Annotated in this window: 15 protein-coding genes; 13 read left to right on the forward strand and 2 right to left on the reverse strand. The window is 63.1% G+C overall.

What is annotated here, in order from left to right:
• Nucleotides 1–52: 52 nt before the first annotated feature.
• Nucleotides 53–397: an iron donor protein CyaY gene (cyaY, locus tag M1D44_RS00365; protein ID WP_024977864.1), complete on the forward strand. Its 345-nt coding sequence runs from the start codon at nt 53–55 to the stop codon at nt 395–397.
• Nucleotides 398–464: 67 nt separating this feature from the next.
• Here the strand turns inward: cyaY and M1D44_RS00370 are convergent, their stop codons facing one another.
• The gene (locus tag M1D44_RS00370; RefSeq protein ID WP_024977863.1) at nt 465–2,879 is read right to left on the reverse strand and encodes a penicillin-binding protein 1A; all 2,415 of its coding nucleotides are present in this window, start codon (nt 2,877–2,879) and stop codon (nt 465–467) included.
• A 452-nt stretch (nt 2,880–3,331) separates the two neighbouring features.
• Between M1D44_RS00370 and pilM the strand changes: the two genes are divergently transcribed.
• From pilM to M1D44_RS00410, 8 genes are all read left to right on the forward strand, one after another.
• Nucleotides 3,332–4,402, forward strand: a complete 1,071-nt coding sequence (gene pilM, locus M1D44_RS00375) for a type IV pilus biogenesis protein PilM (RefSeq protein ID WP_024977862.1) — start codon at nt 3,332–3,334, stop codon at nt 4,400–4,402.
• 10 nt (nt 4,403–4,412) lie between these two features.
• On the forward strand, nt 4,413–5,045 hold the full coding sequence (locus M1D44_RS00380) for a PilN domain-containing protein (RefSeq protein ID WP_024977861.1): 633 nt from the start codon (nt 4,413–4,415) through the stop codon (nt 5,043–5,045).
• 2 nt (nt 5,046–5,047) lie between these two features.
• Nucleotides 5,048–5,707 carry a type IV pilus inner membrane component PilO gene (locus M1D44_RS00385; protein ID WP_024977860.1) on the forward strand — a complete coding sequence of 220 codons (660 nt, stop codon included), beginning with the start codon at nt 5,048–5,050 and terminating at the stop codon, nt 5,705–5,707.
• Nucleotides 5,704–6,249 (forward strand): pilus assembly protein PilP, encoded by a 546-nt coding sequence (locus M1D44_RS00390; RefSeq protein WP_024977859.1) that lies wholly within the window; start codon nt 5,704–5,706, stop codon nt 6,247–6,249. Before M1D44_RS00385 ends, M1D44_RS00390 begins: the two co-directional genes overlap by 4 nt.
• A 2-nt stretch (nt 6,250–6,251) precedes the next feature.
• Complete coding sequence (pilQ, locus tag M1D44_RS00395) at nt 6,252–8,411, forward strand: temperature dependent type IV pilus secretin PilQ (RefSeq protein ID WP_316684594.1); 2,160 nt, start codon at nt 6,252–6,254, stop codon at nt 8,409–8,411.
• Between the two features lie 138 nt (nt 8,412–8,549).
• The gene (locus tag M1D44_RS00400) at nt 8,550–9,122 is read left to right on the forward strand and encodes a shikimate kinase (RefSeq protein ID WP_204360012.1); all 573 of its coding nucleotides are present in this window, start codon (nt 8,550–8,552) and stop codon (nt 9,120–9,122) included.
• Entirely contained in the window at nt 9,119–10,225 is a 1,107-nt protein-coding gene (gene aroB, locus M1D44_RS00405; RefSeq protein ID WP_316854338.1) for a 3-dehydroquinate synthase, read from the forward strand. Before M1D44_RS00400 ends, aroB begins: the two co-directional genes overlap by 4 nt.
• Nucleotides 10,226–10,244: 19 nt before the next feature.
• Nucleotides 10,245–11,411 carry a deoxyguanosinetriphosphate triphosphohydrolase gene (locus M1D44_RS00410; RefSeq protein WP_112183447.1) on the forward strand — a complete coding sequence of 389 codons (1,167 nt, stop codon included), beginning with the start codon at nt 10,245–10,247 and terminating at the stop codon, nt 11,409–11,411.
• Nucleotides 11,412–11,630: 219 nt separating this feature from the next.
• Here the strand turns inward: M1D44_RS00410 and M1D44_RS00415 are convergent, their stop codons facing one another.
• Nucleotides 11,631–12,305 (reverse strand): OmpW/AlkL family protein, encoded by a 675-nt coding sequence (locus M1D44_RS00415; RefSeq protein ID WP_024977854.1) that lies wholly within the window; start codon nt 12,303–12,305, stop codon nt 11,631–11,633.
• Nucleotides 12,306–12,554: 249 nt separating this feature from the next.
• On the opposite strand from M1D44_RS00415, the gene M1D44_RS00420 reads away from it, so the two are divergent.
• The 4 genes from M1D44_RS00420 (at nt 12,555) to M1D44_RS00435 (ending at nt 21,091) form a co-directional block, all read left to right on the forward strand.
• Nucleotides 12,555–13,280 carry a transposase gene (locus tag M1D44_RS00420; RefSeq protein ID WP_316854337.1) on the forward strand — a complete coding sequence of 242 codons (726 nt, stop codon included), beginning with the start codon at nt 12,555–12,557 and terminating at the stop codon, nt 13,278–13,280.
• Nucleotides 13,281–13,544: 264 nt separating this feature from the next.
• Complete coding sequence (locus tag M1D44_RS00425) at nt 13,545–18,257, forward strand: glutamate synthase-related protein (RefSeq protein WP_316684567.1); 4,713 nt, start codon at nt 13,545–13,547, stop codon at nt 18,255–18,257.
• 141 nt (nt 18,258–18,398) lie between these two features.
• Nucleotides 18,399–19,862 carry a glutamate synthase subunit beta gene (locus M1D44_RS00430; RefSeq protein WP_024977851.1) on the forward strand — a complete coding sequence of 488 codons (1,464 nt, stop codon included), beginning with the start codon at nt 18,399–18,401 and terminating at the stop codon, nt 19,860–19,862.
• Between the two features lie 179 nt (nt 19,863–20,041).
• Nucleotides 20,042–21,091: a Bug family tripartite tricarboxylate transporter substrate binding protein gene (locus tag M1D44_RS00435; RefSeq protein ID WP_428984677.1), complete on the forward strand. Its 1,050-nt coding sequence runs from the start codon at nt 20,042–20,044 to the stop codon at nt 21,089–21,091.
• Nucleotides 21,092–21,315: the final 224 nt, after the last annotated feature.

A 21,315-nucleotide genomic window follows, 5' to 3' on the forward strand; every position in this document is an offset into this window, starting at 1 on the left:
AGGGCCGCAAATGGCCGCCACGCAACGTCCGCGCAAGATTTTGGAGTGTAGCATGCCCCCCCTGAGCGAATCGGAGTTCCTAGCGCTGGCTGAAGCGGAACTCACCCGCATCGAAAGCATCGTCGAAACGGCCGCCGAGGAGGCCGATGCCGACATCGAGGTCACCCGTACCGGTAACGTGCTCACGCTTGAATTCGACGATGGCTCCAAGATCATCATTAACAGCCAGGCGCCGATGCAGGAACTGTGGGTGGCAGCGCGTGCCGGCGGTTTCCACTTCCGCCGCAGTGACGACGGCCGCTGGGTTGACACGCGCAGCAAGGAAGAGCTGTACGTCGCGCTGTCACGCTATGTCAGCCAGCAAAGCGATGTGGATGTGACATTGGCCGCCGACTGAGCGCAACGTTCTCGTCGGACCAAAAGAAAAGCCGCCCCGAAGGGCGGCTTTTTCGTTGGCGCGAAGTTCAGTTGCCTCGGAACATGTCGAGAATCTTCTGCTTCTCCTGTTCCTGCGTCGGCGCCAGGTTGACGCCAGGCTGCTGCGGTTGGTCGCCGGCCGGTGAGGATGCTCCCGGCATGGCATCGCCCAGGCCCACCGAAGCGACGCCCTGACCGTTGGCGTATTCCTCGTAGGCCCAGTCGCCGGCCATCTGCACGACGCCTTCAGGCGGCTGGCGCTCGGTCTGGGGCTCACCCTTGAGCGCGTAGCTCATATAGTTGATCCAGATCGGCAGGGCCAGGCCGCCACCGGTTTCGCGATCCCCCAGGCTGCGCGGGTTGTCGTAGCCCATCCAGGCCACGCCGACCACCTTGGGTGTATAGCCGCAGAACCAGGCGTCGAACGAGTCGTTGGTGGTGCCGGTCTTGCCGGCCATGTCGTTGCGGCCCAGCTTGACCTTGGCCTGGTAGCCCGTGCCGCCCGACACCACGCTGCGCAACAGCGAATCCATGATGAAGTCGTTGCGCGGATCGATCACGCGCACGGCGTCCTTGCCGGCGGTCATCGGATGACTCTGCTGCACGACGGTGCCGCGCGCATCCACCACGCGATCGATGATGTACGGGTTCACGCGGTAGCCGCCGTTGGCGAACACCGAGTAGCCGCTTGCCATCTGGAGCATTGTCACCGAACCCGCGCCCAGCGCCATCGGCAAATAAGCCGGGTGCCGATCGGCGTCGAACCCGAAGCGCGTGATGTACTGCTGCGCGTACTGCGTACCAATCGCGCGCAGGATGCGCACCGACACCAGGTTCTTCGACTTCTGCAGCGCGCGGCGCATCGTCATCGGGCCGTCATAGCCGCCGCCGTAGTTCTTCGGCTCCCACACCTGGCCGCCGGTGTCGCCGGTCGGGATGGAGAGCGGCGCGTCGTTGATGACCGTAGACGGCGAGAAACCCTTGTCCACCGCCGCCGAATAGATGAACGGCTTGAAGCTCGAACCCGGCTGGCGCCACGCCTGCGTGACGTGGTTGAACTTGCTGCGGTTGAAATCGAAGCCGCCGACCATCGAGTAGATCGCGCCCGTCTGCGGGTCCAGCGAGATGAAGCCGGATGCCACTTCCGGCAACTGCGTGATCGACCACTTCTGCGTTTTCGTATCCTGAATCACGCGGATCACCGCGCCCGGGCGCAGCTTGATCTTCGGCTGTGCATTGTTCGACAGGGCAGCCTGTGCAAAGCGCAGGCCATCGCCCGCCAGGTCGATCGTCTCACCGGTCAGCATCGTCGCGCGCACCAGCTTGGGCGTCACGCTCACCACTACGGCCGATTGCAGATCGTCGCTGTTCGGATGTTCAAGCAAGGCGTCGTCGATGGCCTGTTCGCGATCTTCTGCGTCGGAGGGGAGATCGATGAACGCTTCGGGGCCGCGATAGCCGTGACGGCGCTCGTAGTCGAGAATGCCGCGGCGCACGGACTGATACGCGACGTCCTGGTCGGCCTTGCGCAGCGTGGTGTAGACATTCAGGCCGCGCGTGTAGGTTTCTTCGCGGTACTGCGCGTACATGAGCTGACGCACCATTTCGGCCACGTATTCGGCGTGCACGTCGAACTCATGACCCTCGCCGCGCACCGGCAATTGCTCGTGGATCGCCTGATCGTATTGTTCCGGCGTGATGTAGTGCAGGTCGCGCATGCGCTGCAGGATGTACTCCTGGCGCACCTTGGCGCGCTTCGGGTTCACCACCGGGTTGTACGCTGACGGCGCCTTGGGCAGGCCGGCCAGCATGGCCGCTTCGGCCAGGGTGATGTCCTTGATGTTCTTGCCGAAGTAGATCTGCTCGGCGCTGGCAAAGCCGTACGCACGCTGACCCAGGTAGATCTGGTTCATGTACAGCTCAAGGATCTGATCCTTTGTCAGGCTCGCCTCGATCTTGTACGAGAGCAGCATCTCGTAGATCTTGCGCGTGTACGTCTTTTCGCTCGACAGGAAGAAGTTGCGCGCCACCTGCATCGTGATGGTCGACGCGCCTTGCGACAGGCCGCCGTGCAGGTTCGCCAGGCCCGCGCGCAGCACGCCGATGAAGTCGACGCCGCCGTGCTCGTAGAAACGGTCATCCTCGATGGCCAGTACCGCGCGCTTCATCACGTCGGGCATCTGCGTGATCGGCACGAAGCTGCGGCGCTCTTCACCAAATTCGCCGATGAGGACGTTGTCGGCGGTGTACACGCGCAGCGGGATCTTCGGGCGGTAATCGGTGATGGCGTCGAGCGACGGGAGGTTGGGCGCGGCGACGAGCAGGGCATAGCCCAGCAGCAGCGCTCCGACGACCCCCATGGCAACGAACAGGCCGAGCATCCAGAGAAGCAGTCGCGCCCACAGCGGGCGGCGGGCTTTAGGCGGCTTGGGCGAGGCTGGGGTGGTTTGGGCAGTAGCCATTACAGGTGGGCACCGGGGGTGTCAGTCAGCGTGGCGGCGATTATATCGTCGAGGCTTCCAGGGGCCTGCGGCATCGGACGTAACAGCACGTAACCAGTGTCACGTCAGCGCACGAGACTGCACTTGTGCGCCGCGTCATGCTCGCGGCGCGAGCAAATTGTGCGTCCGCCGTGCCTTGATTCAAGGCGGCTAAGAATCCGCCGTTAGAAGTAGACGGAGCGGAAATCAAGTCAGACGAAAGGGGTATCCCCCGACCGTGGGGTTTTGACAACGCTTTGCGAATGGCTTGGCGCGAAATGCATCGCGGTCCGCCTGAGCGTTTGCCTGTTCTAAAGGATTTTGTGAGAATCCAGCAGCAAATCTAAGCAGGCTATGGCGCACGTTGGATTTGCGACGGGCGCCAGGGTTCAAAAAACTATAAACGGTGGGGTGTCTCTGTGCGACGGGGTTTGTTGTCCGGCCTGCTGCGCCGCAATATCGTCGGGATAGATATCGGGTCTTCCAGCGTCAAGGTGGTGGAGTTATCCGCCAACGGCAAGCAGGGGGATTTCCGTCTCGAAAAATGCGCCAGCGAGCTGATTGAACGCAGTGCCGTCGCCGACGGCAATCTGGTGAATATCGATGCGGTGGGCAATGCGCTCAAGCGTGCCATCGCCAAGGCCGGCATTCGCGGTAAGGAAGCCGTGCTTGCCATTCCTGCAAGCCTGACGGAATCGCAAACCGTTAGCCTGCCCGACAACCTGACCGAAGACGAGCTCTTCGTGCAGGTCGAGAGCGAAGCCAATCGGCTGTTTCCGCCCTCGCAGAACGTCAATTTCGACTATGTCGTGATCGGCCCGTCCGAAACCGAAGGCGGGGTTGGCGTACGCGTCACGGCAACGGTTTCCGAGCGCGTGACCGAGCGCGTGACTGCCGCCGAGATGGCCGGTCTGAAAGCGATCGTCATGGATGTGGAAGAGAACGCCATCCAGCGCGCCATGACGCACATGCTGGCCGTCAAGCCGGACGCCACCGAAACCGAGACGCGCGACATGCCCGTCGTGGCGATGTTCCACCTGGGCGGTGCACGCTCGCACGCACTGTTCTATCAAGGCTGGAAGGAGTTGTACGACCAGCCGATGTCCGGCTCGGGCGACCAGCTCACGCAAAGCATCTCGCGTCTGTTTTCCCTGGATCTACTCAAGGCCGAGGTGAAGAAGCGGAAGAACACGCTGCCCGACGAATACCGCAGCCAGCTGCTCAAGCCCTCGCTCGAGACGCTGGCCATGGAAGTCGGTCAGGCGATCCAGAATTTCCTGTCGACCTCGAGCGTCGGCCGCGTGGACGAGATCGTGCTCTCGGGCGGTCACGCATCGCTGCTGGGTGTGCAGACTGCAATCCAGCAACAGACGCAGATCAATACGACGCTGGCCAATCCGTTCGCGAACATGGGCGCGGCCAAGAACGTCAATGCGCGCTATTTGCAGCGCGATCTGCCGGCCTACATCGTCAGCGCGGGTCTTGCCCTGCGCGGGCTGCAATAAGGAGTCGACGATGGCCAATGAAAGCGCGAATGCCGTAAATGCGCTCCCGAACGTCAATCTGCTGCCGTATCACGCAGAGCGGCGTGCCGGTAAGCGCAAGAAAGTCTTCATGAGCCTGGGCGGCGCTGCCGTTGCGGGCGCTGTGGTGGTGTTCCTGGGTGGCATGGTGATCGATCACCAGACCGAAGAGGCGCAACGCATCAACGACATCCTCACGCAAAAAAACGCGGAGATGGACAAGCAGATCGCTGAGGTCAACACCCTCAAGAAGGACATCGACGACCTCCTGCAACGTCAGCAAGCGGTGGAAAGCCTGCAGAACCAGCGCAACCGCCCGGTGCAGTTGCTCGAAGAACTGGTGCGCCAGGTGCCGGACGGCATCTATCTCACCTCGCTCAAGCAGGATGGCGAGCGTTACACCGTATCGGGTGTGGCGCAGTCCAACGAACGCGTGTCGGACCTGCTGCGTAACCTTGGTGCGGTGCCCTGGCTGGATCACGCCGAGCTGGGTGAATCGGTGGCCACCACCATGACGAACAACCTGAAGGAACAGCGCCGCCTGTTCAACTTCACGATTCGCTTCCAATGGAAGGCCGAGCCGGTAGCGCCGGCCAAGCCGGGCGCGGCCACGGCGGGGAAATAACCATGGCGCTCTCGACCGAAATTTCGCTGGAAGACCTGGTCAGCCAGTTCCGTGGCCTGAACCTGAATGAGCCGGAAACGTGGCCGATCGCGCCGCGCATCCTGTTCATGATTCTCTCCGCCGTGCTGGTGATCGGATTGGGTTGGCAGTTCTACTGGAGCGGCAAGTTTGACGAGCGGGACGCCAAGCGTACCGAACAGAACAACCTCAAGTCGGCATACCAAAGCAAGCTCGCACAGGTGGTGAACCTCGAAGCGCTGCGCAAGCAGAAGGCCGAGGTGGAGCAGCGTGTCGCCAAGCTTGAGCTGCAACTGCCCAACAAAACCGAAATGGACGCGCTGCTGGCCGACGTTAACCATGCCGGTATCGCGCGTGGCCTGACCTTCGACCTGTTCCGCCCCGCTGCCGCCGTGATCAAGCCTTATTACGCTGAGATTCCGGTCGCCGTGAAGGTGAATGGCCGCTATCACGACATGGCGCTGTTTGCTGCCGACGTGGCGGCGCTGTCACGCATCGTTACGCTGCAGAACATCTCGCTGACGGGTACCAAGGATGGCGGCATGGTGATGGAAACGCGCGCTGAGGCCTACCGGGCACTCGACGCGGATGAGCAAGCGGCTCAGCGCAAAGCGAATGCCGCTGCCAAGGGAGGCGCCAAATGAGGGGCCGCACCATGAGCCGTCGCCGCATGTCGCACGTTCTGCGTCTGTCGCCCCTGTGCCTGGCCGTCGTGCTGACGGCCTGCGGCGCGAGCGAAGACGATGAATTGCAGCAATGGATGCAGCAAGCGCGCCAGAGCGTCAGTACGACCGTGCAGCCGCTGCCTGAGCCCAAGCCTTACGCGCCGCGCGAATACACGACCACCAAGCAGACTGATCCGTTCAGCGTGCAGAAGGTGGCAGAGCTTTCGCGCGCGCAGAACGAATCGCCGGAACCGAATCGCCGTCGCGAGCCGCTGGAAGACTATCCGCTGGAAGCCTTCAAGCTGGTCGGGACGATGAAGCGCAATGGCGAGACGGAAGCCGTCCTGTCTGTCGGGGACAAGACGCAGCATGTGCATGTGGGGCAGTACATCGGACAAAACTATGGTCGCATCGTCCGCATCGGAGACCAGGAACTCACCCTGCGTGAGCTGGTGCGCGAAGGCACGACCGAATGGAAAGAAAAAATGACGACCCTGAAAGTTCAGGAGAGCGCGCAATGACGATGCGTCTTGTGAAGGGCGGCCTGTCGCAGGCAACCCGAGTGGCCCGGGGGGGCGCGGTGGCATGGCTTTCGCTGTGCATGTTCATGTTGGCTGGTCAGGCCGTCGCTCAGCAGGCAGCCCCTGCGGCGGCAGTCTCCGGCAACACGATCGAAAAGGTGGAGCAGGCCACGGCCGGTGAATCCACCGTGGTGACGGTCACGCTCAAGAGCGCGCCGACGCAGAAGCCGGTGGAGTTCAGCACGCAGCAGCCTGCGCGCATCGCCATCGACTTCTTCGGGGCGACCTTCGCGCAAGGCCGCGCCAATTACCAATATGGCGGCAAGCTGCTGCGTTCGGCGAACGTCGTGCAGATCGGCGACCGTACCCGCGTCGTGCTCGATCTGTCGCGCCAGACGCAGTACAAGTCGGAAGTGCGCGGTAACCAGTACGTGCTGACGCTGCAAGCTGCGCCGGTGGCGGCGGCAGTCGCAGCGCCGACCTTCTCGGCCCCGACACCCGTCGCAGGCGCCGAGCGCCCGGCGGTGCGCAACGTTGACTTCCGCCGCGGCGAGGATCTTGCCGGCCGCGTGGTGGTCGACCTGTCGACTGCCAACTCGGCGATCAACATCGCCCAGCAAGGCCAGAACCTCGTGGTGGACTTCGTCGGTGCGACGCTGCCGCAGTCGCTGCGTCGTCGCTACGACGTGAGCGATTTCGGCACGCCCGTGCAGGCCATGCGTGCCACCGATAACGGCACTGGCGCACGTCTGATCATCGAGCCGCGTGGCAACTGGCAGTACAGCTCGTACCAGACCGACACGCAGTTCGTGGTGGAAGTGCGCCCGACGAAGGAAGACCCGAACAAGCTGATTTCCGGCCCGGGCTACCGTGGTGAGCGGCTGTCGCTGAACTTCCAGAACATCGATGTGCGTTCGTTGCTGCAAGTCTTCGCCGACTTCACGAATCTCAACATCGTGACCAGCGACAGCGTGACGGGTACCCTTTCGCTGCGTCTGAAGGATGTGCCGTGGGATCAGGCACTGCAGATCGTGCTCGATTCGAAGGGCCTGGCGTCGCGTCGCAACGGCAACGTGCTGTGGGTGGCCCCGCGTGGTGAACTGGCCACGAAGGAAAAGGCCGAGCTGGAGTCGCAACAGCAAGTGACCGAGCTGGAGCCGCTACGCAGCCAAGTGTTCCGACTGAACTATCAGAACGCTGGGGATGTGCGCAACATGCTGCTGGGTGCTGGTGCCGCAGGTGGTGCGGGCGGTGCAGCCGGTGGCGCCGCGACTTCGCGGATTCTGTCCAAGCGTGGCTCGCTCACGGCGGATACGCGTACGAATCAACTGTTCGTCTCCGACATCCCGAGCAAGCTCGAAGAGGTGCAGGCGTTCCTCCAGAAGATCGACATCCCGGTTCGTCAGGTGATGATCGAGGCGCGCATTGTTGAGGCGGACGACACGTTCAGTCGCAACCTGGGTGCCAAGCTGGGCTTTGCCTCCAAGACGAATGGCGCCGGTTACGGCAACACCTACACCAACGTGGTGTCGCCGGTTACGCAAGGCGCCACGTGGGACAACAGCCCGGCGATCAGCTTCCCCGCCAACGGCATCAACGGCGTGAATGCAGCCAGCGTGGCCGTGAGTCTGTTCAATGCCGGTGCCGGCCGTTTCCTGGCGCTGGAGCTGTCTGCGCTGGAAGCTGATGGTCGCGGCAAGATCGTCTCGAGCCCGCGCGTGGTCACTGCAGACAACATCAAGGCGCTGATCGAGCAAGGTACTGAAATTCCGTACCAACAGGCGACCTCTTCCGGTGCGACTTCGGTGCAGTTCAAGAAGGCCAACCTGAAGCTGGAAGTGACGCCCAAGATCACACCGGATGGCAACATCTTCTTGGATGTGGACGTCAACAAGGACAGCGTGGGTATCCAGACCACCAACGGCTTTGCCATCGACACCAAACACGTACAGACGCAGGTGCTGGTCGAGAACGGCGGCACGGTCGTGATCGGCGGTATCTACACGCAGAACGAGCGGACCGACATCAACAAGGTGCCGTTGCTGGGCGATATTCCGGTGCTGGGCAACTTGTTCAAGAGCACGAGCAAGATCAACAACCGCACCGAGCTGCTGGTTTTCCTGACGCCGCGTGTGCTGTCCGATCAACTGTCGCTGAAGTAATCGGCGGCGGTATCGCGATCTGAAAGCCCGGCCTCCTGAGTGGAGCGCCGGGCTTTTTTGTGTCCTGCTGCCGGGTTTGTGCGGGATGGTGACCAAATGCCACTACAATCAAGCTCAAATTCCTGATTTCACGCGATTTTGTCTGTTTCCAACGTATTTTTCGTCGGCTTGATGGGCGCGGGCAAGACCACGGTCGGCCGGGCGGTGGCGCGTCGGCTCGATCTGCCGTTCTTCGACTCCGATCATGAGATCGAAGCGCGCTGCGGCGTGCGTGTGCCGATCATTTTCGAGCACGAGGGCGAAGTGGGTTTCCGCGATCGCGAAACCCACATGATCGACGAACTCACCTCGCGCGATGGCGTGGTCCTCGCCACGGGCGGCGGTGCGGTGCTGCGTGCCGAGAATCGCGCGCTCCTGCGCGAGCGCGGGACCGTGATCTACCTGCGCGCCAATCCGCATGACCTGTACCTGCGCACGCGGCACGACAAGAACCGGCCACTGCTGCAGACCGAAAACCCGCGTGCCAAGCTTGAAGAACTGCATGCGATCCGGGATCCGCTATACCGTGATGTGGCGCACTTTGTCATCGAAACGGGCAAGCCCACCGTCGCCCAGCTTGTTAATATGGTGCTGATGCAACTCGAGGTGGCCGGCATTGTGGCGCCGCCTGCGGGCGCCTCCACCTCCTCGCAAGTCTCCCCTCAGTCATGATTACCGTTGATGTTGACCTCGGCGATCGCGCCTATCCGATCCATATCGGCTCGGGGTTGCTGTCCAAGGCCGAGTTGTTCGCCCCCCACATTCGCGGCGCGCGTGCCGTGATCGTCACCAACGAGACCGTCGCGCCGCTGTATGCGGCCAAGGTCGAAGAAGCCATTCGCGCGCTTGGCAAGGCCGTCGACACGGTTGTGCTGCCCGATGGCGAGTCGTTCAAGAAGTGGGACACGCTCAACCGGATCTTCGATGCGCTGTTGACGACCGGTGCAGACCGCAAGACCACGCTGATCGCGCTGGGCGGCGGCGTGATCGGCGACATGACCGGCTTTGCCGCGGCCTGCTACATGCGCGGTGTGCCGTTCATTCAGGTACCGACGACGCTGCTGTCGCAGGTCGATTCCTCGGTGGGCGGCAAAACGGGTATCAACCACCCGCTGGGCAAGAACATGATCGGCGCGTTCCACCAGCCGCAGGTGGTGCTGGCCGACATCGATACGCTACGCACGTTGCCTGCGCGCGAGCTGGCTGCCGGCATGGCCGAGGTCATCAAGCACGGCGCAATCGCCGATGCCGATTACTTCGCCTGGATCGAACAGAACATCAAGGGTCTCAACGATTGCGATGCCGACCTGATGTCCGAAGCCGTGCGGGGCTCGGTGCGCATCAAGGCGGCCGTCGTGGCGCAGGACGAGCGCGAAACCGGCCTGCGTGCCACGCTCAATTTCGGCCATACCTTCGGCCACGCCATCGAGGCTGGCCTGGGCTACGGCGAATGGCTGCACGGCGAAGCCGTCGGCTGCGGCATGGTGATGGCGGCGGACCTGTCGCATCGCCTGGGCTTTATCGATATCGACACGCGCAACCGCATCACTGCACTCACGCGTGCGGCTGATCTGCCGGTGGTGGCACCGGACCTGGGCGTCGATCGCTTCATCGAGCTGATGCGCGTCGACAAGAAGGCCGAAGCCGGCGAGATCAAATTCGTGTTGCTGCGCAAGCTGGGCCAGGCGTTCGTGACTACGGTGCCCGATGCCGACTTGCGCGCCACCTTGCAGCACGCCGTGCTGCGACCACCGACCGAAGCGCCCGTCGCCTGAGGCAAGACGAGATGGCCCGATGAACGACCGATTTGATTTGCCGTCCGCGCCGTTCGACCTCGAAGGCCATCTCGCCCCTTACGCCGCACATTCAGCGCAGACGCGCGGCCGCGTGCACGCCGAGCCGCCCTCCACCTCGCGCACCGAGTTCCAGCGTGACCGCGATCGCATCATCCACAGCACCGCGTTTCGGCGCCTCGAATACAAGACGCAAGTCTTTGTGAACCACGAGGGCGACCTGTTCCGGACGCGGCTCACGCACAGCCTGGAGGTCGCGCAGATTGGTCGTTCGATTGCGCGCAGTCTGCGCCTGAACGAAGACCTGGTCGAAGCGGTTTCGCTGGCACACGATCTGGGTCACACGCCATTCGGCCACGCTGGGCAGGACGCGCTCAACGACTGCATGAAGCCGTATGGCGGCTTCGAACACAACCTGCAGAGCTTGTTGGTGGTCGATCGGCTGGAAGAGCGCTACGGCGGTTTCGATGGCCTGAACCTCACGTTCGAGACGCGCGAGGGCATTCTCAAACATTGCTCGCGCAATAACGCGGCCACGCTTGGTGACCTGGGGCGGCGCTTTCTCGAAGGTCAGCAGCCCTCGCTGGAAGCCCAGCTTGCCAATCTCGCTGATGAGGTCGCGTACAACAACCACGATATCGACGATGGCCTGCGCTCCGGCCTGATTACGCTGGAGCAACTCGAAGGCGTACCGCTGTGGGCTATCCACCGGCGTGAAGCCGAGGCCGCGTTCCCGGATGTCAGCGGCCGGCGCCTGATCAACGAAACCATTCGCCGCATCATCAACGCGCTGATCGTCGATCTGATCGGTACCACGCGTGCCGGCATTGCTGACGTTGCGCCGCAATGTATCGATGATGTGCGTGCCGCGCCGGCGCTCGTTGCCTTCTCCGAGCCGATGCGTGAAGAGGCGCGCGCGCTCAAGCGCTTCCTGTTTGACAACCTGTATCGGCATTACCTCGTGATGCGCATGGCCGCGAAGGCGCGCCGCATCATCGACGATCTGTTCCGCGTCTTCATGGAAGACCCGCGCCTGCTGCCGCCGCAGTACCAGGCGAAAGCCAACCCCGAAGAGCAGCCGCGCTGGATTGCGCATTACATCGCTGGCATGACGGATCGTTACGCCATCAAGGAGCATCGCCGCATCTTTGCCGTGGATGCGGTTTGAGTAACGGCAGTAACGGTCGAGCCGCTATCCGATCGCCTGGCTCCCAAGCGATCTGAAACCAGATCAAAATCAAACGCCCAAAAAAAATGCCCGGCCGCCCCAACGCATGCCGGGCCGAACGCGCCAACCACCGCCGACGAGCGCCCCCGCCGTCGACGGCCCCTGCGGCACGTCGGTAAAAGGCGATCAGGACAGTGTCAGTTCGCTGATCGCCCTCCCTTAAAAGCGATAACCCAGGCCGACGCCCAGCAGCCATGGGTCAACCTTGACCTTGCTGATGGTCTGGCCGGCCATCTTCACGTCGGCGCTGATCCAGGTCTTCTTCAGGTCGACGTTGAAGTAGAGGCGTTCGGTCAGGCGATAGTCGAAGCCGACCTGCAGCGCGGGGCCGAAGCTGTTCTTGCTCAGGTCCAGAGAACCAACGCCGGGCACCTGCAGATTTACATTCGAGATGCGCGTGTAGTTGATGCCAGCGCCCACGTACGGCTTGAAGCGCGACTCGGGCGTGAAGTGGTACTGCATCGTCAGGATGGGCGGCAAGTGGCGGAAACTGCCGATCTTGGTCGGGCCGCCCAGCGCGCTTTGCATGACCGTGACGTCCTGTTGTTGCGGGTAGGTCAGGATCAGTTCGGCCGCGAGGTGTGGCGTAAAGAAGTACGAGATGTCCAGCTCGGGCAGGACCTTGTTGTTGATCTGAATGGCGTCAGCCGGAATGGCCAGTGCGGGCACCGCGTCGGATTTGTTGGCGGCTGTCAGATTGACGGCGCGCAGACGCACCATCCAGTTGCCGGTGGCCGGCGCCAAATCCGTGCTCTGCGCAAAGGCGGTTTGGCTGAATCCGGCGGCAAGCATTCCGGCGGCTACAGCAACAGCGGCTAGGCGGTGAAAAGCCATGAATCGCTCCCTCTCGTGTCGTCTCGTGATGTGATGGGAGCCAGTCTCGCGGGGAAGTCGCTTGGCCGGTTTGCTCGGGATCAAGTTCTCCCTGTCGTCGATAGCGCGTAGGGCCACCGATTTGACGGCACGCAAACTCTGCCGTCGCCCCTCGACGACAACCGGCATGCAAGCGTTTGCCCACTGAAAAGTGGGGACAGATTCGTCGGCTTCGGGCTACGATGGCGCTTTTCGCCGCATGTCTTTTCCATGGCCCGCCTGCCTCGCCTCAGTCCCACCGATGTCCCTGTGCACGTGTTGCAGCGCGGCAACAACCGCCAGATCGTTTTTCGCGGCGACGACGACTACGCGTTCTATCTCGATACGTTGCGCATGGCCGCACGCGAGCACGACTTCGCCGTCCATGGTTTCTCGCTGATGCCGAATCACGTCCATCTGGTGGGAACGCCCAAGGTGGCGGACAGCCTTTCGCGCACGCTGCAGGCGGTCGGACGGCGCTATACGCGGTACTTCAACGCCGCCGCTGATCGCAGCGGAACGCTATGGGAAGGGCGTTTCCGCTCGACCGTACTGGACCCGACCGAATGGGTGCTGCCGATACTGTTGTATGTGGAATCCAACGCGGTGCGCGCGGGCCTGGTCAGCACGCCGGAAGACGACCGATGGAGCACGTATCGGCATCATGTGGGTATTCAATCCATTCCGTGGGTGAGTGACCACTATTGCTACTGGCGTCTTGGCAACACGCCTTTCGAACGCCAATCGCGCTATCGAACGTTGTGGCATGAAGGTCTGGGTTCAGACCAGCTTGCGCAGATTCGCCAGCATGTGCACAGCGGCTGGCCACTCGGAAACGAGGCGTTTCTCGCGACACTGGCGCGCGCCGGCGGCCGCCGCGTTGCGCCCCTGCCGAAGGGGCGACCGCCTCGCCAACCCGCAGAAGTGGGCGCGGAGGACAGCGCGCGCACTGAATAGTAGGGTGGCGGGGCCGTCACGCACAGCCTCATCACTGCGCTCGAATTTAATCTGTCCCCACTAATAAACCCGCACTGTTGTCGTGCATTTATTAATTTACTCCGACCCCATTTAAAAACTTTTGCCTGTTACAGGCTGCTCTTTTATATTCGTTCCACCCCGCATTCATGGTGCGGCGCGCCATTGCTTGTCTGCCACCGCATCCGCACGATCGCGAGGGCCTTCTACGACGGCGCGAAGTACCCACAACCTCGGAAGATCGCCGTGGAACAACATTCCTTCCCCGCCGCACCGTCGGCCCAGGGTCTGTACGACCCGACCAATGAACATGACGCTTGCGGCGTCGGCTTCGTCGCTCACATCAAGGGCAAGAAGAGCCACGAGATCGTCCAGCAGGGTTTGCGCATCCTGCATAACCTCGACCACCGAGGCGCGGTCGGTGCTGATCCGCTGATGGGCGACGGCGCGGGCATCCTGCTGCAGATTCCCGACCAGTTCTTCCGTGAAGAAATGGCGAAGCAGGGCATCAACCTGCCGCCGGCCGGCGAATACGGCGTCGGTATGATCTTCCTGCCGAAGGAGCACGCGTCGCGCTTGGCCTGCGAACAGGAACTCGAGCGCACCGTGCGTCTGGAAGGCCAGGTCGTGCTGGGTTGGCGCGATGTTCCGGTCGACAAGACCATGCCGATGTCGCCGACGGTCCAGAAGACCGAGCCGGTGATCCGCCAGATTTTCATCGGGCGCGGGCGCGACATCATGACCACCGACGCGCTGGAGCGGAAGCTGTACGTGATCCGCAAGACTGCCAGCCACGCCATCCAGGCACTCAAGCTCAAGCACGGTAAGGAATACTTCGTGCCGTCGATGTCGGCGCGCACGATCGTCTACAAGGGCCTGCTGCTGTGCGAACAGGTGGGCCGCTATTACCAGGACTTGGCAGACCCGCGTACGGTGTCGGCGCTGGCGCTGGTGCACCAGCGTTTCTCGACCAACACGTTCCCGGCCTGGGAGCTGGCGCACCCGTACCGCATGGTTGCGCACAACGGCGAAATCAACACCGTCAAGGGCAACGTCAACTGGATCAACGCGCGTACGGGCGGCATCTCGTCGCCGGTGCTGGGCGATGATCTGCCGAAGCTGTGGCCCCTGATCTATCCGGGCCAGTCGGATACCGCATCGTTCGACAACTGCCTCGAACTGCTGACGATGGCCGGCTACCCGTTGGCCCAGGCGATGATGATGATGATTCCGGAAGCGTGGGAACAGCACACGCTGATGGACGACAACCGTCGCGCCTTCTACGAATACCACGCCGCGATGATGGAGCCGTGGGACGGCCCCGCCGCCATCTGCTTTACCGACGGCCGCCAGATCGGCGCAACGCTCGACCGTAACGGCTTGCGTCCGGCGCGCTATTACGTGACCGACGACGACATGGTCGTGATGGCCTCGGAGGCCGGCGTGCTGCCGATTCCCGAGTCGCGCATCGTCAAGAAGTGGCGTCTGCAGCCGGGCAAGATGTTCCTGATCGACATGGAGCAGGGCCGCATCATCGACGACAAGGAACTCAAGGACAACCTGGCCAACGCCAAGCCCTACAAGAGCTGGATCGATGCCGTGCGCATCAAGCTCGACGAGCTGGACGCGAAGCCCGAAGACGTGGCCGCCGAGACCAAGCCGGCCGCCAAGCTGCTGGACCGCCAGCAGGCCTTCGCCTACACGCAGGAAGACGTCAAGTTCCTGATGACCCCGATGGCCGCCAACGGCGAAGAGGCCGCAGGCTCCATGGGTAACGACAGCCCGCTGGCCGTGCTGTCGTCCAAGAACAAGACGCTTTACAACTATTTCAAGCAACTGTTCGCGCAGGTCACGAACCCGCCGATCGACCCGATCCGCGAAAACGTGGTGATGTCGCTTGTCTCGTTCATCGGGCCGAAGCCGAACCTGCTTGAGCTGAACAACATCAACCCGCCGATGCGTCTTGAAGTGAGCCAGCCCGTGCTGGACTTCAAGGACATGGCGAAGATCCGGAACATCGAGCACTACACCGGCGGCAAGTTCATGGCTTACGAGCTGGACATCTGCTACCCGGTGGCGTGGGGCAAGGAAGGCATCGAGGCGCGCCTGGCCTCGCTGTGCGCCGAGGCGGTTGACGCGGTCAAGTCGGGCTACAACATCCTGATCGTGTCGGACCGTGCGGTCGACGAGAAGCAGGCTGCCATTCCGGCGCTGCTGGCCACGTCCGCCATCCACCATCACCTGGTGGAGAAGGGCTTGCGCACGAGCACCGGTCTGGTCGTCGAAACGGGTTCGGCCCGCGAAGTGCACCACTTCGCGCTGCTGGCCGGCTACGGCGCAGAAGCCGTGCATCCGTATCTGGCGATGGAGACGCTGGCCGAATTGGCGCCGGGTCTGGGCCTGACCGCCGAGAAAGCCATCTACAACTTCACCAAGGCGATCGGCAAGGGCCTGCACAAGGTGATGTCCAAGATGGGCATCTCGACGTACATGTCGTACACGGGCGCGCAAATCTTCGAAGCAATCGGCCTGTCGCGTGAACTGGTCGACAAGTACTTCCACGGCACCGCATCGAACGTGGGCGGCATCGGCATCTTCGAGGTGGCCGAAGAAGCGCTGCGCTTGCACCGTGACGCCTTTGGAGATGCACCGGTGCTGGCGAACATGCTGGACGCTGGTGGCGAATACGCCTACCGCATCCGCGGCGAAGAGCACATGTGGACCCCGGATTCGATCGCCAAGCTGCAGCACGCGACGCGCGCGAATTCGTACCAGACGTACAAGGAATACGCGAACCTGATCAACGATCAGAGCAAGCGCCACATGACGCTGCGCGGTCTGTTCGAGTTCAAGGTGGACCCGGCACGCGCGATCCCGCTGGAAGAAGTGGAATCCGCCAAGGAGATCGTCAAGCGCTTTGCTACCGGCGCCATGTCGCTGGGTTCGATTTCGACCGAAGCGCACACCACGCTGGCCGTGGCGATGAACCGCATCGGCGGTAAGTCGAACACGGGTGAAGGCGGCGAAGACGAGCGCCGTTACCGCAATGAACTGCGCGGCATTCCCATCAAGCAGGGCACGAAGCTGTCGGACGTGATCGGCCGCGAAGTGGTCGAGCGCGATCTGGAACTGCAGGAAGGCGATTCGCTGCGCTCGAAGATCAAGCAGGTGGCGTCGGGCCGTTTTGGCGTGACGGCGGAGTACCTGGCTTCGGCTGATCAGATCCAGATCAAGATGGCGCAGGGCGCCAAGCCTGGCGAAGGCGGCCAACTGCCCGGCCACAAGGTGACGGACTACATCGGCAAGCTGCGTTATGCGGTGCCGGGCGTGGGCCTGATCTCGCCGCCGCCGCACCATGACATTTACTCGATTGAGGATCTGGCGCAGCTTATCCACGACCTGAAGAACGTGAATCCGCGTTCGGACGTGTCGGTCAAGCTGGTGTCGGAAGTGGGCGTGGGCACTGTGGCTGCAGGTGTCGCCAAGGCCAAGGCCGATCACGTGGTGATCGCGGGCCATGACGGCGGAACCGGCGCTTCGCCGTGGTCGTCGATCAAGCACGCCGGCACGCCGTGGGAACTGGGCCTGGCCGAGACGCAGCAGACGCTGATGCTCAATGGCCTGCGCAACCGCATCCGCGTGCAGGCCGACGGCCAGATGAAGACCGGCCGCGACGTGGTAATCGGCGCGCTGCTGGGCGCGGACGAGTTCGGCTTCGCCACTGCACCGCTGGTGGTCGAGGGCTGCATCATGATGCGCAAGTGCCACCTGAACACCTGCCCGGTGGGCGTGGCGACGCAGGATCCGGTGCTGCGCAAGAAGTTCTCGGGCAAGCCCGAGCATGTGGTGAATTACTTCTTCTTCGTGGCCGAAGAAGTGCGCGAAATCATGGCGCAGTTGGGCATCCGCACGTTCAACGAACTGATCGGCCGCGCGGATCTGCTCGACACGAAGTCCGGCATCGAACACTGGAAGGCCCGCGGTCTGGACTTCGCGCGCATCTTCTATCAGCCGGCCAAGAAGGAAGGCGAGCCGTGCTACCAAGTCGACGTGCAAGACCACGGCCTGGACCGCGCGCTGGATCACCAGCTCATCGAGAAGGCCAAGGCTGCGCTGGAAAAGGGCGAGCGCGTGTCGTTCATCCAGCCGGTGCGCAACGTCAACCGTACCGTGGGCGCGATGCTCTCGGGCGAAGTGGCCAAGCGCTACGGCCATGAAGGTCTGCCTGATGACTCGATCCACGTGCAGATGCAGGGCACGGCCGGCCAGTCGTTCGGTGCGTTCCTGGCGCACGGTGTGACGCTGGACCTGGTGGGCGACGGTAACGACTACGTGGGCAAGGGCCTGTCGGGCGGCCGCGTGATCGTGCGTCCGCCGCACGAGTTCCGCGGTGAGCCGACCAACAACATCATCGTCGGCAACACCGTGCTGTACGGCGCGCTGGCCGGTGAAGCGTACTTCAACGGCGTGGCCGGCGAGCGCTTCGCGGTGCGCAACTCCGGCGCCACCACGGTGGTGGAAGGCACGGGCGACCACGGCTGCGAATACATGACCGGTGGCACCGTCGTCGTGCTGGGCATCACCGGCCGCAACTTCGCGGCAGGTATGTCGGGCGGCGTCGCCTACGTCTATGACGAAGACGGCCTGTTCGACAAGCGCTGCAACACGGCGCAGGTCGCACTGGAATCCGTGCTGTCGGCAGCTGACCAGGAGAAGGCACATACCTCGGCGACTTGGCACAAGGTGAACGGCGAGCGCGTGCTAGACGAGCACCTGCTCAAGGCGCTGGTGGAAAAGCACTTCCGCTACACCGGTTCCGAGCGTGCCAAGGAGCTGCTGGCCGACTGGAACAACGCCCGTCGCCGCTTCGTCAAGGTCTTCCCGACCGAGTACAAGCGCGCCCTGGCCGAGATGTACGAGCGCGAACAGGAAGCCGGCCGCGAACAGATCGCAGCCTGATTCCCCTCGACTCGGCGAATGGTTGATCCGCGCGATCGGCCATTCGCCACCACCGAATACAACGCAACCTCACAAGACAGGCCCGACTGCCTGGCTAGCACGACTGTGCCAGCAGAGCAGCATCGGGTCAGGAAGGACACCATGGGCAAGGCGACCGGTTTTCTCGAATTTCCCCGCCAGAACGAGGCATACGAAGCGCCCGAAGCGCGCGTGAAGCATTACAAGGAGTTCGTGTTCGCGCTGGCGGACAACGAAGCCAAGATCCAGGGCGCACGTTGCATGGACTGCGGCATTCCGTTCTGCAACAACGGTTGCCCGGTCAACAACATCATCCCGGACTTCAACGATCTGGTGTATCGCCAGGACTGGAAGACGGCGATTGAAGTGCTGCACTCGACCAACAACTTCCCTGAGTTCACGGGCCGCATCTGCCCGGCGCCGTGCGAAGCGGCTTGCACGCTGGGCATCAACGAACTGCCGGTGGGCATCAAGTCGATCGAGCACGCCATCATCGACAAGGCCTGGAAAGAAGGCTGGGTCGCGCCCCAAGTGCCGAAGCACAAGACCGGCAAGACCGTGGCCGTGGTCGGCTCGGGCCCTGCGGGCATGGCAGCTGCGCAGCAACTGGCGCGCGCCGGTCACGATGTGACGCTGTTCGAAAAGAACGACCGCATTGGCGGCCTGCTGCGCTACGGCATCCCCGACTTCAAGCTGGAAAAGGCACAGATCGACCGCCGCATGCAACAGATGGAAGCCGAGGGCGTGACCTTCCGCACCGGCGTGATGGTGGGCGACAAGACGGTTCCGGCTGGCATCACCAACGACGCGCGGGAGATGATCTCTGCCGACGACATCCTTAAGCAATTCGACGCCGTCGTGCTGACGGGCGGTTCGGAAGTGCCGCGCGATCTGCCGGTGCCGGGCCGTGATCTGGACGGCGTGCATTACGCGCTGGAATTCCTGATCCCGCAGAACAAGGAAGTGGCCGGCGATGCGCCGAACCCGATCCGCGCCGATGGCAAGCACGTCATCGTGATCGGCGGTGGCGACACGGGCTCGGACTGCGTGGGCACGTCCAACCGCCATGGCGCCGCGTCGGTCACGCAGTTCGAACTGCTGCCGCGTCCGCCCGAAGAAGAGAACAAGCCGCTGGTGTGGCCGTACTGGCCGATCAAGCTGCGCACGTCGTCGTCGCACGACGAAGGTTGCGAGCGCGACTGGTCGGTTGCCACCAAGGCGCTTATCGGTGAAAACGGCCGCGTGACGGGCCTCACCGGTGTGCGCCTGGAGTGGAAGGACGGCAAGATGGCCGAAGTTGCAGGCAGCGAGTTCACGCTCAAGGCCGATCTCGTGTTGCTGGCGATGGGCTTTACGAACCCGGTCGGCGGCGTGCTGGATGCCTTCGGCGTGACGAAGGATGCGCGCAACAATGCGCGTGCCGCCACCGAAGGCGACAACGCCTACGCCACCAACGTGCCGAAGGTGTTCGCCGCCGGTGATGTGCGCCGCGGCCAGTCGCTCGTCGTGTGGGCCATCCGGGAAGGCCGCCAAGCCGCCCGCTCGGTCGACGCGTTTCTCATGGGCCATTCGGAACTGCCGCGCTGACCACGCGGTTGACCGGATGACTCAGGCCCGCCTTGGCGGGCCTTTTTATTTGTGACGCACGTGTTTTGGCGCGCGCGTCATGCCTCATGGTTTACGTCGACATGGTTTACATGAGTGCAGGGCGGACGGGCGGATTTCTAGAATGAGATCTCCTCGTGATCCCAATCCCAACCTGCCTCATGCGACCTCGTGCCCGCAATGTGCGTGCTGATGTGTCCCACGCGCCCGATGTGCCGCATATGCCGGACCGGCAGCGGCGGCGGGCGCTTGCGTGGCTGGGTGTGCTGCCGGCAATGCTGACGTCGCCCGCGCATGCATTGCTGCAAGGGTATCCCTCGCAACCGCTGCGTCTGGTCGTGCCGGCGGCGGAAGGCAGTGCGTTTGATGCGCTCGCCCGGGCACTGGCGACGCAACTGCAACAGCAGGTCGGCCGCGAGGTGGGCGTCGAGAATCGCCCCGCAGCCAATGGCATGGCCGCCGGTGAGGCCGTTGCCCGCGCGCCATCTGATGGCCATACGTTGCTGCTTCAACAGACCACGTTCGTCGCTCAGCCCGCGCTGGAACCAGCGTCGTATGACCCGCTGCGTGACTTCCAACCGGTAGCGATGGTGGCCACGCTGCCGCTGTTTCTCGCTGTCGATGCGCGCTTGCCGATCTACTCCATCACCGATCTGCTTGCGCAGGCGCGCGGCGAGTCCGTCACGGTCAATTGCGGCTCGGATATCGTCGGCACGTGGTCGCACCTTGTCGCCGAGCAGTTTGTGCGCGACTACGCTTTCCATGCGCCGCATGTGGCCGTTCGCGGTGAAGCGGGGCTCGTGCAACAGATCCTGGCCGGACGCATGTCGGCATGTTTCGCCTGCTATCCGAGCGTGGCGGCAGCCGCTGCCAATGGCCAGCTACGGTTGCTCGGGGTGACGGGGGGAGCTCGCTCGCGCTTCGCGCCCGCCGTGCCGACGCTACGCGAAGGCGGTCTCGCCGGATTCGATCGCAGCGCCTGGATCGGCACCTTCATGCCCGCGCGCACCCCCCGGCTTCTGTCGATACGCGCGGCGGCCGAACTGCGTCGCGCCGTCGCTTCAGGTGACGTTCACGCTACGTTGCGTGCTGGCGGCTTCGAGCCGGAGTGGGATGCCCCCGACACGTTTGCCCAAGCCGTGCGCCGTGATGCCACGCACTGGCAGGGGGTGATTCGCCAAGCCGATCTACGGCTCGATAGCGGCGAATAGGCCACTTCCACTGCCGGTCTGCAGCGCCAGCCCAACTTCGCAGGCGCACCACTTTCAGCAACCCGCAAGGGCCGAAAACCCGCGGCGCGGCGAACAAGCCACACTAACTGTCGGTAAGCAAGGCGTGACTGACGGGCTACGCGGGTTTCCACCTATAATGGCGGGCCGCGCGAAGCCACCTCTTTTGGCGAGCCCGCGGAAGTCAAGACAACGAGATGCGGCAG

It is taken from the genome of Ralstonia sp. SA306, assembly GCF_054792405.1.